This is a genomic window from Parendozoicomonas sp. 2304DJ65-17, from assembly GCF_058148445.1.
In genome coordinates this window covers 33690-49385 of sequence record NZ_JBYVJV010000014.1, presented here as the reverse complement: position 1 = coordinate 49385, position 15696 = coordinate 33690, and the positions used below count along the sequence as shown (strand labels likewise).

Genomic DNA, 15696 nt, shown 5'->3' with positions numbered 1-15696 from the left:
GACTGGCAGATTCAGTCTCTGTTACCTGCTTTATGCTTCAGGACGCATATGGGGGAACAGAATCACATCACGGATAGACGGAGAATCAGTAAACAACATGGCCAGACGGTCAATACCAATACCTTCACCGGCAGTTGGTGGCAGACCGTATTCCAGTGCACGTACGTAGTCTGCATCGTAATGCATCGCTTCGTCGTCACCGGCATCCTTTTCGTTCACCTGCTGCATGAAACGTTCATGCTGGTCTTCCGGGTCGTTCAGCTCGGAGAAGCCATTGGCCAGTTCGCGACCACCGACAAAGAACTCAAAGCGGTCTGTTACGTGATGGTTGTCATCATTGCGACGAGCCAGCGGAGATACTTCAGCAGGGTACTCAGTGATAAAGGTTGGCTGCATCAGGCGATGCTCAGCAACCTCTTCAAAGATTTCCGTCTGCAGCTTGCCCAGCCCCCAGGTTGGCTTCACTTCGATACCCAGATCTTTTGCGACAGCTTTCGCCTGCTCAAAATCTGTTACCTGCTCCTCAGTCAGAGCGGGATTATAGTGCAAAATGGACTCAACCATAGTCATGCGCACAAAAGGCTTACCGAAGTCATATTCGTGAGTTTCAGTCACTTCACCTTCGCTGTTGCGAACAGTGTTAGTGATAACAGCTGTGCCCAGAATATCCTGCGCCACAGTACGCAGCATGTCTTCAGTCAGATCCATCAGATCCTTGTAGTCCGCATAAGACTGGTAGAACTCCAGCATGGTGAACTCAGGGTTGTGACGAACAGACAGACCTTCGTTACGGAAGTTACGGTTAATTTCGAACACACGCTCAAAACCACCTACAACCAGACGCTTCAGGTACAGTTCTGGAGCGATACGCATGTACATATCGATATCCAGGCTGTTGTGATGAGTAATGAATGGACGAGCAGAAGCACCACCAGGAATCACCTGCAGCATGGGAGTTTCTACTTCCATGAAATCACGGTCGGCCAAGTAGCGACGAATGCCTTCCACCAACTGAGAACGCACACGGAACACTTCCCGGGACTTTTCGTTGGTGATCAGGTCAACGTAGCGCTGACGATAGCGCATTTCGATATCGGCCAGACCTTTGTGCTTTTCTGGCAGAGGACGCAGAGACTTGGTCAGTAGTTCGAAGGTTTCAATTTCTACGAACAGGTCACCTTTGCCGGAACGCTGCAGATTACCGGAAATACCGATAATGTCGCCCAGGTCCAGAGTCTTGATCTCGGCCAGAACGTCTTTGTCCAGAGTCTTACGGTTTACGTAAGCCTGGATACGGCCAGTCATATCCTGCAGAACCATGAAAGCGCCACGGTTCAGTACGATACGGCCAGCAACACTGGCACGTTTACCCGCAGCTTCCAGGTCTGGTTTGCTCAGATCCTTGCACTCTTCCTGCAGGTTGGCAGCGTAGCTATCGCGACGGAAGGTGTTTGGGTAAGCATTGCGCTCTTTACGAATGGCTCCCAGCTTCTCACGACGCAGAGCAATCAGCTTGTTCTCGTCCTGCTGTTCACTGGAAACATCAGTTACATTTTCGTTAGACATTGACTCAGACCTGAAATCACGAAGCGGGGCTGCAGCTACAGCCCCGCTTCAGTAGATAAATTTCCTAATGGACAACATATTAAGCCGTCTTGGCATTCACTGCCATTACAACTCACTGTTATCCGGTAACACACCCGGCATTACAAAAGCCGGGTTACAGTCCCTGTTTGAGACTGGCTTCAATAAAGCGGTCAAGATCACCATCCAGAACCGACTGGGTATTCCGGTTTTCAACGCCGGTACGCAGATCCTTGATTCTGGAGTCATCCAGCACGTAAGAACGGATCTGGCTACCCCAGCCTATATCGGCCTTGGTCTCTTCCAGCGCCTGTGCTTCGGCGGAACGCTTCTGCATCTCCAGCTCATACAGTTTGGCCTTCAGCTGCTGCATGGCCTTATCTTTGTTCTGATGCTGGGAACGCTGATTCTGACACGCCGCCACAATACCTGTCGGCTCGTGGGTAATACGTACAGCGGAGTCGGTGGTGTTTACGTGCTGACCACCCGCGCCACTGGAGCGATAGGTATCGATGCGCAGATCCGCCGGATTAATTTCAATCTCAATGTTGTCATCAATCTCAGGGGATACAAACACAGAAGTAAACGACGTATGGCGACGACCACTGGAATCGAAAGGTGATTTACGTACCAGACGATGCACACCAGTTTCTGTACGCAACCAGCCAAAGGCGTATTCGCCAGTGAACTGAACAGTCGCGGATTTCAAACCTGCCACTTCACCAGCGGAAGCTTCAATGATTTCACATTTGAAACCTTTTGCTTCACCCCAGCGCAGGTACATACGCAGCAGCATATTGGCCCAATCCTGAGCTTCGGTACCACCGGAGCCGGACTGAATATCCAGATAAGCGTTGTTAGGGTCCATCTCGCCGGAGAACATACGACGGAATTCCAGTGTTTCCAATTGCGCTTTCAAGCTTTCAAGCTCGGCAACAACCTCTTCCACACCATCTTCGTCGTCTTCTTCAACAGCCATATCCAGCAGCTCGCGAGAATCCGCCAAGCCCTGATCCATGTTGTCGATAGTTCCAACTACACCTTCGAGCTGAGAGCGCTCACGTCCCAGAGCCTGGGCATTTTCCGGATTATTCCAGACAGCGGGATCTTCAAGTTCCCGCTCAACTTCTACCAGCCGGTCTTTCTTTCCGGCATAGTCAAAGATACCCCCTAAGAACGTCAGTACGCTCCGTCATATCCTTGATATCATTCAGGATCGGATTAATTTCCATTGCTGCTTCCAGAAACTCAGGATGGGTATTTTTGCAAATACCCTATTAGTAAAAATTAAGAGCGTAAATCTAACAGATCATAAACCCTGAAAAAATAGTCGTTTTTTCAACAACCATTATTTTTCAATAAATTGGGGCTATACGGGCTCCAAATGCTCAATCATCAACTGTACGCTTCTGCGTCCGCGAAACTCGTTAATGTCCAGTCGGTAAACAACCCTGACCTTGCCAGCAGAGGTATCCGGCCAGATTCGGGTATCAATATTGAACCAGATACCATCGACCCACTCTTCGCCGTGCTCGGGAACAAGTACAACCTTTAGATGCTTGCCGCCAACAAGTCGCTGATCTTTGAGAGTAAAAACACCATCAAACACCGGTTCAGGGAAGTTCTGCCCCCATGGACCAGCCTCCCTTAACACCTCAGCCGTTCCCAGGCTGATTTCAGATTCAGACAGCCCACCGTCGGTATAAAGAGAGGATTCCAGCTGTTCAGGTTTCAGCAGCCGTCTCGCTTCCTGATCAAAAGCTTCGGAAAACTGTTGATAGTCTTTTTCCAGAATCGACAAGCCCGCCGCCATAGCATGACCACCAAACTTAAGAATCAGCCCGGGATGGCGGGTAGAAACGGCATCCAAAGCATCCCGAACATGAAAGCCAGGGATGGAGCGGGCCGAACCTTTGATCTCTCCATCGTTCCCCGGAGCAAAAGCAATCACAGGGCGATGCATTTTTTCCTTTACCCGTGAGGCCAGAATACCAATCACGCCCTGATGCCAGTCATCCTGAAACAAGCACACTCCCCATGGCATTGCCGCACCATTAGTTTCAGATTTTTCTTCCAGCTCCAGTTTGGCTAAATCTCTCAGCGCCTCTTCTTTCATGCTGTCTTCAATTTCACGGCGCTCACGGTTTAAGCCATCAAGCTGACTGGCCAGATGACGCGCATGAAGAGGATCGTCAGTAATAAGCAGCTCAATACCAAGAGACATATCATCCAGTCGTCCGGCAGCATTCAGGCGGGGAGCCAGGGCAAAGCCCATGTCAGAAGCGATCAACCGGGCAGGCTCACGTTTTGCCACTTCGGCCAAAGCCAGGATTCCCGGACGTGCCCGGCCAGCCCGAATCCGGCCAATTCCCTGATGCACCAGAATACGATTATTAGCATCAAGCCCAACCACATCAGCCACAGTACCCAGTGCAACAAGATCCAGAAACGAAGCCATATTGGGTTTTGGCCGGGATTGAAACCAGCCTCTGGTTTCCAACACATTGCGAAGTTCACAGAGCACATAAAAAATCACCCCCACGCCAGCAGTGCTTTTGCAGGGAAAATCACATCCGGGCTGGTTGGGATTCACAATGGCATTTGCTTCTGGCAACTCATCCCCGGCCAGGTGATGATCCGTTACCAGAACTTTCATACCTGCAGCTTTGGCAGCCTTTACACCATCGATACTGGAAATACCGTTATCAACGGTTACCAAAAGATCGGGCTGTTGCTGCTTGGCAACATCAACAATGGCAGGAGACAAACCATAGCCATACTCAAAACGATTGGGCACCAGAAAGTCTACAAATGCAGCTCCCATTGATCGCAGTGCCAAAACTCCCAGAGCGGAACTGGTGGCACCATCAGCATCAAAGTCGCCAACAATTAGTATCCGCTGCCCACCGGTAATAGCATCAGCCAATAACCCTGCAGCCCTATCAATATCTTTCAGGCTTTGTCCGCTTTCCAGGTTTTGCAGATTACGCTGCAGCTCCTGCTCACTGGAGATACCACGAGCCTCATAGATACGCTTTAGAAGCGGGGAGATATTATCTGAAAAGTGAGTGGTTGCAGAACAAGGCTCAACCTTGCGGCGAACGATCGCAACGGATCGGGTGGTTACCGACATAGTGACAGGGTTTTCTCTGGAATCATGGATGCCTCACCATACTAACATGAACATATTTTATTTCCTGAGCAGGCACCTTCTAAAAGAAAAAAGGCGCAACTCAAAAAGAGTCACGCCTTTAGAGAGAACATAACACCTTAAAGATTCAGGGTGTTCTGAATATAACCATGCACCCCCTGCATATCATTTTTCAGGACATCGTACTTTTCAGGCCGGTCATGGAGATCTGCCAACCAAACAGGCAGCTCAGGTTCGCTCAACCCTGCACGAACAATCGCCTCCGGAAATTTCACCGGGTGCGCTGTAGCAAGAGTAACCATTGGGCTACCAGCATCAACGGTGCAAACACGGGAGGCCTTCACACCGATAGCTGTGTGTGGATCAAGCAGATAACCACTGCACTCATCAGACACCTGCTTGATCGTTGATACTACTTCTTCGTCAGAAGAGCGGTCACTATCAAACAAAGCTTTCACTGCCTGCCAGCGATTATTGTCGATAGAAATGGAACCAGTCTTATCGAACGCTTCCATCATCAACTTCAGCTGCGCGCCGTTGCGATCATGAACATCAAACAACAGTCGTTCAAAGTTGCTGGATACCATGATATCCATACTTGGTGACAGCGTTGGAGCAAGCTGTTCCTTGCTATAGCTGTTATCTGCAAAGAAGCGGTGGAGGATATCGTTGCAGTTAGTGGCAACAATCAATTTCTTAACCGGCAGCCCCATCTTCTTGGCAATGTAGCCGGCGAAGATATCGCCAAAATTACCTGTAGGTACGGAGAAAGAGATTTCTTTCTCTGGCGCACCAAGGGAAAGCGCAGCGTGGAAGTAGTAAACAACCTGGGCCATGATTCGCGCCCAGTTAATAGAGTTCACTGCCACAAGGCGACGCTTCTCGCCCAAAAACGCCTGATCAGCGAAGCTGGCTTTTACCAGCGCCTGACAATCATCAAAGGTGCCTTCAATAGCAATATTGTGAACATTGCCTGCCAACACCGTGGTCATCTGGCGGCGCTGCACTTCTGAAACGCGGTTATGAGGATGCATGATAAAAATATCTACATGCTCACAAGCACGGCAGCCTTCAATAGCAGCAGAACCAGTATCTCCAGACGTTGCACCAAGAATTACTGCTTTTTCACCACGACGCCCAAGAGATTCATCAAGAAGGCGCCCCAGAAGCTGCAGAGCAAAATCTTTAAAGGCCAGAGTTGGACCATGGAACAACTCCATCACCCACTCATTGGTATCTATCTGTGTAAGAGGAGCAACTGCTTTATGGCGAAATACGCTGTAAGTCTCGCCAACAATCTTTTGCAACTTTTCTTCGCTCAGGAAATCAGCAACAAAAGGACGAATAATTTCTACTGCCAGAGCGGGATAATCCAGCGCCGCCAGCTTTTTCATGTCCTCAGCAGAGAATTGAGGCAAAGATTCTGGGATATACAGGCCACCATCACTGGCCAGACCGGTCAGCATAACATCTTCAAAACCGAGTGCGGGAGCCTCCCCGCGAGTACTGATATATTTCATTATTATTTCCGGTATAAAACGTGTCTCTGAGGCTTAACCACTCAAATGCTCAACCCGAATATGTGCCACGGGGCCAGCAATATCATCCAACGCTTCCAGCTCTTTCAGAGCTGTGCTCAAAAGGCTTTCTTTAATTTCATGGGTGAGCAACACAATATCTGCCGTCCCATCACTTTCCCGCGCTTCTTTCTGCAACAGGGCATCAATATTAATACCGTGCTGCCCAAGAATTTCTGTCACACGCATCAATACGCCTGGGTGATCTTTTGCTCTCATTCGCAGATAGCAGGCAGCATTCACATCGGTAATTGGCAGTACAGGAACATCTTCCCCGCCGCTTAAAGCCGCTACGGGAGGAACAGCAGCACTCGGCGCATCAATCAGGCGAGCAATGTCGGCTATATCAGCAACCACGGCAGAAGCCGTTGGCTCACTGCCCGCACCGGCCCCGTAATAAAGAGTCTGACCAACAGCATCACCATCAATCAATACACTGTTCATCACTCCATCAACACTGGCCAGCAGGTGACTTTCTGGAATAAGGGTTGGATGAACTCTCAACTCAACACCCTGTTCTGTACGACGGGCGATACCAAGATGTTTAATGCGATAACCCAGCTCCTGAGCGTACTGCAGATCATCAGGCGTCACCTGACTGATACCTTGGGTGTAGGTTTTATCAAACGCCAGTGGTGTACCAAAAGCATTGGCAGCAAGAATGGCCAACTTATGAGCCGCATCAATACCTTCTACATCAAAGGTCGGGTCAGCTTCCGCGTAACCAAGATCCTGAGCCTTTTTCAGTACCTCAGAAAAAGGACTGCCCTTTTCCTTCATCTCGGTAAGAATAAAGTTACCAGTGCCGTTAATAATTCCGGCCAGCCAGTTAATACGATTACCAACCAGACCTTCGCGCAATGCTTTAATGGCAGGAATACCACCTGCGACACCGGCTTCATAGGCGACAACTACATTCTTTTCTCGTGCCGCAGCAAAGATTTCATTGCCATGCTCAGCAATCAGGGCTTTATTAGCAGTAACAACATGCTTGCCGTTTTCGATCGCGGTAAGCACCAGCTTTTTAGCAACATCATAGCCGCCAATCAGCTCAACAAGAATATCAATTTCAGGGTTGGTAGCGACTTCAAAAATATCATTGGTAACAGGTATACCCGTGGTGTCACAGGACGGATTAGGACGACGTGCTGCAATCTGTGCAACCTGCAGCTCTCGACCAGTACGGCTGGCAAGAATATCGGCATTACGAACAAGTACGTTGACCGTACCGCTGCCGACAGTTCCCAGTCCGCAAATTCCTACTTTCACAGGTTTCAAACTGATACCCCTCATATAGATAGCTTTGTTATTGCCTGACCGGATGTCTTCTGATTTTGAGCCGGTTGAGCTGTCGATGGTGCCAGATTATAGCGTTCACTGCAGAGGCACGATAGCCCGCAAATAAGGGATATAAAGCGTAAAAAAGAAAAAAAGCCTGCAAAATTCTTTGCAGGCTTTATAAAAAGACGTATTTACAAAACTCTAAGGTTTATAAACCCATCAACTTCAACAAAGAGCTGGCAGGCTGATAACCAGGAATGGAACGACCATCTTCCAGATAAATAGCCGGTGTACCACGAACCCCCAAAGAGATGCCCAGCTGATACTGATCCTCTACAGGGTTAGTGCAGCTTAATGTTGGAATTGAACCACCACTTTTAAGGGTGGTCATCGCCTGCTTGCGATCTTTAGCACACCAGGCCGAAACCATCTTGCCAAACGCAGGAGCTCGCTCACCACCACGAGGGAAGGCCAGATAACGCACCTCTACCCCCTTCTCATTCAACTCAGGAACTTCCTGGTGCAATTTACGGCAGTAACCGCAATCCACATCGGTGAACACATAAAGAATGCCTTTTCTCTCACCCTTAGGAGAAAACACAATCATATCTTTTGGATCAACAGCGGCCAAACGCTTGCGTACCTGCTGCTCGCGCACCTTCTCAGTCAGGTTATCCAGCCCGCCTTTGCGGATTTTCATCAAATCGCCGCCAAAAACATACTGACCATCGCCAGACACATACAGCAGCTCACCTGACTTCATTTGCACCTGATAGATTCCGCCAACAGGAGTCGCCTCAATGCTTTCCAGCACCAAGCCTTCATTAACCTGTTTCAGCCCTGCCTGAATAACCATTTCAACGGCAGCCAGCTTTTTCTTATCTGCCGGACTTTTCGCATCCTCCGCGACACTCAAGCCCGACATCAGCAGAGCCGGAATGATCAGAACCCGCAACGCTATTCTTTTTAAAATTGGCCCATTAAACATTGGCAACCTCGTTGTTATGCCGAAATCATTTTCAATTTTCTAACCATAGCAGGCTTAGGGACTATTGATGTTGAATGCCCTAACCCCGTGGATGATGCTCTGAATGCAACTGCTGCAATCTATGTTGCGCTACATGGGTATAAATCTGGGTGGTAGAAAGGTCACTGTGCCCCAGCAACATCTGCACAACCCGCAAATCCGCCCCGTGATTTAATAAATGTGTCGCAAAAGCATGTCGTAACACATGGGGGGAAAGCGGTTTATTAATCCCAGCGATCACCGCATATTTCTTAATTCTGTGCCAGAAGGTCTGCCGGGTCATAGCCTTGCCGCCACGCCCCGGGAAAAGCACATCACTCTGCACATCCTTTAAAAATCCGCCCCGGGATGAAACCAGATAGCGCTCCAGCCATTCACAGGCCGCCTGCCCCATCGGCACAAGCCGCTCTTTACTGCCCTTCCCATATATACGCAGAACTCCCTGCCGCAGATTCACCCTGGATAATTCCAATCCCACCAGCTCTGTAACACGCAAACCACAAGCGTATAAGAGTTCAAGCATGGCCCGATCCCTAAGGCCAAGATCAGTGCGCAAATCGGGAGCCTTTAACAAGGAATCAACATCATCTTCACTCAGCGTTTTGGGAAGAGAACGCCCATGACCGGGAGACTCAATTAACTGTGTGGGATTGGAAGAAATTCGCTCATTGCGCTGCAACCATCCATAAAACCCTCGAACAGAAGAGAGCAACCTCGCCGTTGAACGGGCACTGTAACCCTGCTCCGCACGCCAAGCCAGAAAGTTCTGCAATTGATCATGGGACAAATCGAGAAGAACAAGATCATTTTGTTTCAGCCACGAAGAAAGCTGAACAAGATCCCGCCGATAGGCCTGCCGACTGTTGTCGCTAAGCCCTTTTTCCAGCCATAAAAAATCAAGATAATCCGCCACCTCGTGAGAAAGACTTTCCTTACGAGCTGACGATGGTGAAAGAGTACTCTCAGGCACAATAGGCCCCGCCATTAGCAAGTGAGACTATTGTGCCTTATTTTCCAAAAAAACGTCAGGCAGGAACCACAACCTTGCCCTGCTGAACCAGCTTCAGCATTTCACCCATTTTCTGGTGCACAAGGTTGACGGCTTTGAGTGGGCGAAGCATCACTTTAAATTCAGTGATCAGGCCATCGGCATTCCAGCTGATCATGTCCACACCGTTAATCTGGATGCCATCAATCTCGGTGACAAATTCCAGCACAGCAAAGTCGTCACCCACCAGTTCTTTTTCATACTTAAACGGACCGGCAAGCAATACATGGGCTGCGCCCATAAGATACATACGGGTCAGTGCCTTGCCTTTTTGTGGTGTATGAACAACCGGGGAATAGAAAACCACATCATCCGCAAGAATCTCACCCAGGATGGATGGATTTTTAGTTTTGATGATTTCGTGCCACTTATCAATAACAGTCGCAGACATAAGAGAACCTGTTTTGTTCTGGTTATTACAGGAAGGTTCATTCTATGGCAGCAGGACAGGATTACCACACAAATATTCAATACAAAGAAAAAGCCGAAAAAGAAAAAGGCAGCCAATTGGCTGCCTTTTTCCCGTCGTTCTGTCGCAAAGCGATTAAAAATAAATTAGTTAAGCTTCTCTTTGATGCGAGCCGCTTTACCGCTCAGTTCGCGCAGGTAGTACAGCTTAGCCTGACGAACGTCACCACGACGCTTAACTTCGATGTTTGCTACCAGAGGGCTGTAAGTCTGGAAAGTACGCTCAACACCAACACCGTTGGAGATCTTACGTACAGTAAAGGCAGAGTTCAGGCCACGGTTACGCTTACCGATAACTACACCTTCGTACGCCTGCAGACGCTCACGGGTGCCTTCCTTAACGCGAACCTGTACTACTACAGTGTCGCCAGGTGCAAAAGAAGGAACTTCCTTTTGCATTTGTTCAGCTTCAAGCTGCTGAATGATCTTGTTCTTGCTCATTTGCTCTGTTGCTCCCAAGTCAGTCGAAATCGAGAACCCGCTCTTTAGTCAAGCGAGGATTTCAAAATTTGGATTTCAAAATCCACTGTCGGATCATTCACTGATTACCGGATCGTTATCCGCATCATGATAGTCACGAATAAACTCAGCCAGCAGCTGCTCTTCTTCACCAATCATCGTCCGACCTTCAAGAAGGTCTGGTCGTCTCAACCATGTGCGTCCCAATGACTGCATAAGCCGCCACTTACGGATACGCTCGTGGTTGCCGGAAAGTAAAACCTCCGGAACCGGTTTGCCTTCAAACACCTCAGGTCGGGTGTAATGAGGGCAGTCAAGCAAGCCTTCAGCAAATGAATCTTCCTGAGCGGAATCCTGATGACCCAGGGTGCCCGGTACAAAGCGCGATACGGCATCGATAAGTGTCATGGCAGGCAGTTCGCCGCCACTCAGGACAAAATCACCAAGAGACCATTCTTCATCAATCTCTTCGGCGACCAGCCGTTCATCTATGCCTTCGTACCGTCCTGCGACCAACACCAGCTTTTTCCTTTCAGCCAGTTCCTTCACTCCCGCCTGATCGAGTCTGCGACCCTGAGGCGAAAGATAGATTACAGTCGTATCAGGACCAGCAGCTTCCTTTGCTGCCTGTATTGCATCACGCAGAGGTTGAATTTTCATCAACATGCCGGGACCACCGCCATAAGGCCGGTCATCCACTGTCCGATGTTTGTCATGAGTGTAATCCCTGGGATTCCAGGTATTCACTTCAATCAGTTCATTCCTGACTGCCCGCCCGCTGACACCATGCTCGGTAATCGCAGACAGCATTTCAGGAAAGAGCGTTACAACATCGAACCTCATTTGCACTGGTTTATAACTCAAAAGTCCGGGTCCCAGTCGACCCGCATGAACCCTTCTTCAAGGTTCACTTCAGTTATCACCTGATCTTCCAGCCAGGGAATCAGACGTTCCCGCCTGTCGATGCTACCGCTGGCGCCACGCACCACCATCACATCATTAGCCCCGGTTTCCATCAAATGATGAACCTTACCCAGATTGACTTCGTTTCCGTCTTCATTCCGGGCTAAAACTGTCAGACCTTCAAGCTGGTGCCAATAGAACTCATCAGCCTTCGGTTCTGGCAGATCCTGACTGCTGACCAGGATTTCAGCGCCGATAAAAGTTTCGGCCTGAGTCCGGTCTACCGTCCCTTCAACAAGAGCTATAAGCCCTTTGCCGTGGGGGCGGCCGCCGTCAAGTTTAACGGTCTTTTCACGACCGTTAGGGTATCGCAATCGCCACTGCCGGTAGTTCAGGATGTTAGTCATGGGGTCAGTAAAGGAATACACCTTCACCCATCCCTTGATCCCGTATACCGCCGTGATACGCCCCATGACCAGAAGGTCTTCGGACGTTACAGCATCACCGGCAACAGTCATCAAGCGCTTTTCAGCAGTTGCTTAACGCGATCGCTCATCTGAGCACCCTGCTCAACCCAGTGGTTAACACGGTCAGTGTCAACACGCAGACGCTCTTCCTGACCACGAGCTTGTGGGTTAAAGAAACCTACACGCTCGATGAAACGGCCAGTGCTGGCGTTACGGCTGTCAGCAACGGTCAGATGGTAAAAAGGACGCTTCTTAGAGCCGCCCCGGGCAAGACGAATAGTTACCATGGAATAATCTCTTCCTGTGTAAGCATGCTTTGCAGCAAACAGCTTTTCGGCAGAACGACGTAAACCACCGCCAGAAAGTTTTTTAGCTTTTTACTTCAGGCAGCCATAGGCGCCTTAGGCAATCCGCTGAAATTCTCTCCGGACGAAAGAAGACCCGAGCCTTCTCCCGTAAAGGCGCAGTATTCTACGGTAATTTCAGCTTTATGCAATATAGGGAGTAAACCCGATAAAAACGAGTAGGACGAAAGGAGAATGTAGCAGAGATAAGTTGGGTTAGATGCGAAGCATCGTAACCCAACATTAAGGCAGGAAAGGTTCAGAGATTAGAAGGGGAACTTCTTACCACCACCGGGAGGCAGCATGCCGCCGGGGCCACCCATTCCTCCCATACCGCCCATACCACCGGGCATTTGACCTTTCAGACCACCAAGGCCGCGCATCATCTTGGCCATGCCGCCTTTGCCGGTCATTTTCTTCATCATCTTGGCCATCTGCTTGTGCTGCTTGATCAAGCGATTGATGTCCTGAATCTGAGTACCGGAACCTGCGGCAATACGCTTCTTGCGGGAACCGTTGATTACGTCAGGCTGGCGACGCTCTTTTGGAGTCATGGAGTTGATGATGGCTTCCATCTGAACAAACATTTTGTCTGTCTGTGGATTCTGAGCCATCTGAGCCATATTGCCCATGCCAGGCAGTTTATCCATCAGACCGCCGATGCCGCCCATGGTTTTCATCTGCTGCAGCTGATCCCGGAAATCTTCCAGGTCGAAACCCTTACCCTTCTTGAGCTTGGTGACCAGCTTGTCGGCTTTTTTCTTGTCGAGCTTACGTTCCGCCTCTTCAACCAGAGACAGAATGTCACCCATACCCAGAATACGAGAAGCGATACGATCAGGGTGGAAAGGTTCCAACGCCTCGATCTTTTCACCCATACCCAGGAATTTGATAGGCTTGCCAGTGATATGACGAACAGACAGCGCCGCACCACCACGGGCATCACCATCAGCCTTGGTCAAAATCACACCGGTCAGAGGCAGGGCATCATTAAAGGCTTTGGCGGTGTTTGCCGCATCCTGACCTGTCATGGCATCAACCACAAACAGGGTTTCAATAGGATTGATGGACGCGTGCAGATCCTTGATCTCACCCATCATGTCTTCATCGACATGGAGACGACCGGCAGTATCGATGATGACTACATCAACATGCTTCTTGCGAGCATCTTCGATAGCGTTACGGGCGATATCAACCGGCTTTTGATCTGAGGTAGATGGGAAGAATTCAGCACCCACTTCACCAGCCAGAGTTTCCAGCTGCTTGATTGCCGCAGGACGATAAACGTCAGCAGAAGCCACCATCACGGACTTCTTCTTGCGTTCCTGCAACCATTTAGACAGCTTGGCCACAGAAGTGGTTTTACCCGCGCCCTGCAGACCAGCCATCAGAATAACCGCTGGAGGCTGGGTGGCCAGATTCAGTTCATCATTGGCCGCACCCATCACTTCGATCAGTTCGTTGTTAACGATCTTGACGAAGATCTGGCCCGGGCTCAGGCTTTGCTGGACCTCGTGACCGATAGCCCGCTCACGGACACGGCTAACGAAATCCTTGACCACTGGCAGGGCTACATCAGCCTCCAGCAGGGCCATACGGACTTCCCGAAGGGTGTCCCTGATATTATCTTCAGTAAGCTTCGCCTGGCCGGTGACATGTTGGAGTGTCTTTGACAGGCGATCAGAAAGGTTCTCGAACATCCGGCGCTCTCTTGATCCTGGCGTTCATACAAAGCAGGGGATTATACCGCGACCTTAACCATTCCTGCACCCCGAATAACAATCACACACCCTTTGGATACAGGGAATACAACTATTACGCTCCTTATTACCAATACACACAGCAACTGAACACCCTAAGAAACAGAATGTGACTATGATTCCCACCTGATTTTCACCATCGGGAAAGTGAATGGTAAATAATGCGCCCCTGCTGCGAATTCTGGTGTGCCTGCTTTTTATAGGCAGTGTGCCTGCCCAGGCATTAAACCTGGATAAGTCCCCTAACCTTTCAGGCAAGCATACAAATGTGGTGGCAACCACCCGATACTTTATGTCTGCACAGCGTTTTTTTGATCAGCTGACACCACCCCAGATGGAAGAAGGAGCCGCGCGAGTTGTAACATATGAAGACGTCCTCGCTGCACGGAAAAAAACCAAAGAGCTCTTTGAAAGAAGGTGGGATGAATATTGGGAAAAGGCTCAATTTAAAACAGAGTCTAATTATATACTTCTGACATTCATGGCCATCCCCGCTTTTTTTATCGCCGGCCAAAATTACCCACAAATAAAGACACCAGCTTACCTTGCCTCTCTGGCAGTTGCCGGCATAGCAATTGCCAAATATATTTTCAGACACATACCAACCTTCGAAGCCGAAGAGGCCAGTCTGGTTTACGAGTACGGCAGCATCAAGCACTTTTTACCTGCCAATATACAAGCAACAGCTGAAAACGATCTGTTCTATGAGTTCTGGCAAACTCCTAATCAAGAACGGCTTACAAAGCTACACACTGCCATAAAAGTTATTTCAGGTTTTCCTCTTTACCGGAAATCTCTGGCCTACAATGACACCGCCGTATCATCTGCATTAAAGAATTACCCTGATGAGCTGCAGGGACAACTCAAACGCTTCACCCGCCAGGAAATTAAAAGGCAAAAAGCCGATACAGACGATCATAAGCATTTCCCTGGTTATTTCTATGGACCACCGGGCACAGGTAAAACCTTTGCAGCAAAAAAACTGGCTAAAGCCCTAGATGCAGAACTTATCTCCATTGACCTGGATGGCGCCGACCTCAGAGACATTATGGGTACGGATCTGCACTCAGAATCTCCTCGCCCGGGAAGACTACTGGCAGCCTTAACCGCTAAATCAGAGAACTCCGATATTAATTACGAGAACAAAATCGTGCTCTTTGATGAGCTCGACCGCCTACTAATCAGTGACGACAAAAGCTCAAGAGAGATCATCGGCTTTTTATTGAAACTGTTAGATCCGGACAGCAGAAAGTTTTACAGTCCTTACCTGAGAACCTATGTTGAACTGCCCGGAACCATCATCCTTACCGGCAATCACAGCCCGGAAGAACTGGTAGAAGCAAACCCTAAAACAGCCGCGCTTATATCACGCCTGAGCCCATTCCTTTTTTCAGGGTTTGAATCCGAAGCCAAAGAGGACATTGCCTTCAATTCAATTATCCCAAAACTGGAAATGAACCTGCTCGATGAAGGACATATGCCAGGGCATTACCTCTTCACTGAAACAGGAAGAGATCTTGTCCGGGCTTTTATTGCTACCGATGAAGATCCGGGACTAAGAAGCCTCAACAAATACATTCTCTCTATTTTCGAAGACAACCTGACCCACCCACTCCCCTAGTGGTGG

14 protein-coding genes are annotated in these 15696 nt (G+C 49.4%); 1 reads left to right on the top strand and 13 read right to left on the bottom strand.

Going from position 1 to position 15696, the window contains the following annotated elements:
* Nucleotides 1–30: 30 nt before the first annotated feature.
* The 13 genes from lysS to ffh all read right to left on the bottom strand — a co-directional run bounded on the left by lysS (nt 31) and on the right by ffh (nt 14009).
* Nucleotides 31–1566 (bottom strand): lysine--tRNA ligase, encoded by a 1536-nt coding sequence (gene lysS, locus ACY2RR_RS23180; RefSeq protein ID WP_490110577.1) that lies wholly within the window; start codon nt 1564–1566, stop codon nt 31–33.
* A 154-nt stretch (nt 1567–1720) separates the two neighbouring features.
* Nucleotides 1721–2816 (bottom strand): peptide chain release factor 2 gene (prfB, locus tag ACY2RR_RS23175; RefSeq protein ID WP_490110576.1). Its coding sequence is split into 2 segments (ribosomal slippage): nt 1721–2743 and nt 2745–2816, totalling 1095 coding nucleotides; the frame shifts between segments, so codons are not numbered across the junction.
* A gap of 137 nt (nt 2817–2953) precedes the next feature.
* Complete coding sequence (recJ, locus tag ACY2RR_RS23170) at nt 2954–4717, bottom strand: single-stranded-DNA-specific exonuclease RecJ (RefSeq protein ID WP_490110575.1); 1764 nt, start codon at nt 4715–4717, stop codon at nt 2954–2956.
* A 137-nt stretch (nt 4718–4854) separates the two neighbouring features.
* Complete coding sequence (thrC, locus tag ACY2RR_RS23165; protein WP_490110574.1) at nt 4855–6255, bottom strand: threonine synthase; 1401 nt, start codon at nt 6253–6255, stop codon at nt 4855–4857.
* A 33-nt stretch (nt 6256–6288) separates the two neighbouring features.
* On the bottom strand, nt 6289–7590 hold the full coding sequence (locus ACY2RR_RS23160; protein WP_490110573.1) for a homoserine dehydrogenase: 1302 nt from the start codon (nt 7588–7590) through the stop codon (nt 6289–6291).
* A 211-nt stretch (nt 7591–7801) separates the two neighbouring features.
* The gene (locus ACY2RR_RS23155; protein ID WP_490110572.1) at nt 7802–8581 is read right to left on the bottom strand and encodes a DsbC family protein; all 780 of its coding nucleotides are present in this window, start codon (nt 8579–8581) and stop codon (nt 7802–7804) included.
* A 79-nt stretch (nt 8582–8660) separates the two neighbouring features.
* On the bottom strand, nt 8661–9533 hold the full coding sequence (gene xerD / locus ACY2RR_RS23150; RefSeq protein ID WP_490110603.1) for a site-specific tyrosine recombinase XerD: 873 nt from the start codon (nt 9531–9533) through the stop codon (nt 8661–8663).
* Nucleotides 9534–9645: 112 nt separating this feature from the next.
* Complete coding sequence (locus tag ACY2RR_RS23145; protein WP_490110571.1) at nt 9646–10059, bottom strand: nuclear transport factor 2-like protein; 414 nt, start codon at nt 10057–10059, stop codon at nt 9646–9648.
* Nucleotides 10060–10223: 164 nt separating this feature from the next.
* Complete coding sequence (rplS, locus tag ACY2RR_RS23140) at nt 10224–10577, bottom strand: 50S ribosomal protein L19 (protein ID WP_490110570.1); 354 nt, start codon at nt 10575–10577, stop codon at nt 10224–10226.
* 93 nt (nt 10578–10670) lie between these two features.
* Entirely contained in the window at nt 10671–11438 is a 768-nt protein-coding gene (trmD, locus tag ACY2RR_RS23135) for a tRNA (guanosine(37)-N1)-methyltransferase TrmD (protein ID WP_490110569.1), read from the bottom strand.
* Nucleotides 11439–11455: 17 nt separating this feature from the next.
* Nucleotides 11456–12016, bottom strand: a complete 561-nt coding sequence (gene rimM, locus ACY2RR_RS23130; protein WP_490110568.1) for a ribosome maturation factor RimM — start codon at nt 12014–12016, stop codon at nt 11456–11458.
* On the bottom strand, nt 12016–12252 hold the full coding sequence (gene rpsP, locus ACY2RR_RS23125) for a 30S ribosomal protein S16 (RefSeq protein ID WP_281646037.1): 237 nt from the start codon (nt 12250–12252) through the stop codon (nt 12016–12018). Before rpsP ends, rimM begins: the two co-directional genes overlap by 1 nt.
* A 323-nt stretch (nt 12253–12575) precedes the next feature.
* Nucleotides 12576–14009, bottom strand: coding sequence for a signal recognition particle protein (ffh, locus tag ACY2RR_RS23120; RefSeq protein ID WP_490110567.1), 1434 nt, complete (start codon nt 14007–14009; stop codon nt 12576–12578).
* Nucleotides 14010–14361: 352 nt separating this feature from the next.
* On the opposite strand from ffh, the gene ACY2RR_RS23115 reads away from it, so the two are divergent.
* Entirely contained in the window at nt 14362–15690 is a 1329-nt protein-coding gene (locus ACY2RR_RS23115) for an AAA family ATPase (protein ID WP_490110566.1), read from the top strand.
* Nucleotides 15691–15696: the final 6 nt, after the last annotated feature.

Coding starts and splice junctions, on each gene's coding strand:
- lysS (WP_490110577.1), bottom strand. CDS start 1,566: ATGTCTAACGAAAATGTAACTGATGTTTCCAGTGAACAGCAGGACGAG.
- recJ (WP_490110575.1), bottom strand. CDS start 4,717: ATGTCGGTAACCACCCGATCCGTTGCGATCGTTCGCCGCAAGGTTGAG.
- thrC (WP_490110574.1), bottom strand. CDS start 6,255: ATGAAATATATCAGTACTCGCGGGGAGGCTCCCGCACTCGGTTTTGAA.
- ACY2RR_RS23155 (WP_490110572.1), bottom strand. CDS start 8,581: ATGTTTAATGGGCCAATTTTAAAAAGAATAGCGTTGCGGGTTCTGATC.
- ACY2RR_RS23145 (WP_490110571.1), bottom strand. CDS start 10,059: ATGTCTGCGACTGTTATTGATAAGTGGCACGAAATCATCAAAACTAAA.
- rplS (WP_490110570.1), bottom strand. CDS start 10,577: ATGAGCAAGAACAAGATCATTCAGCAGCTTGAAGCTGAACAAATGCAA.
- trmD (WP_490110569.1), bottom strand. CDS start 11,438: ATGAGGTTCGATGTTGTAACGCTCTTTCCTGAAATGCTGTCTGCGATT.
- rimM (WP_490110568.1), bottom strand. CDS start 12,016: ATGACTGTTGCCGGTGATGCTGTAACGTCCGAAGACCTTCTGGTCATG.
- rpsP (WP_281646037.1), bottom strand. CDS start 12,252: ATGGTAACTATTCGTCTTGCCCGGGGCGGCTCTAAGAAGCGTCCTTTT.
- ffh (WP_490110567.1), bottom strand. CDS start 14,009: ATGTTCGAGAACCTTTCTGATCGCCTGTCAAAGACACTCCAACATGTC.
- ACY2RR_RS23115 (WP_490110566.1), top strand. CDS start 14,362: ATGTCTGCACAGCGTTTTTTTGATCAGCTGACACCACCCCAGATGGAA.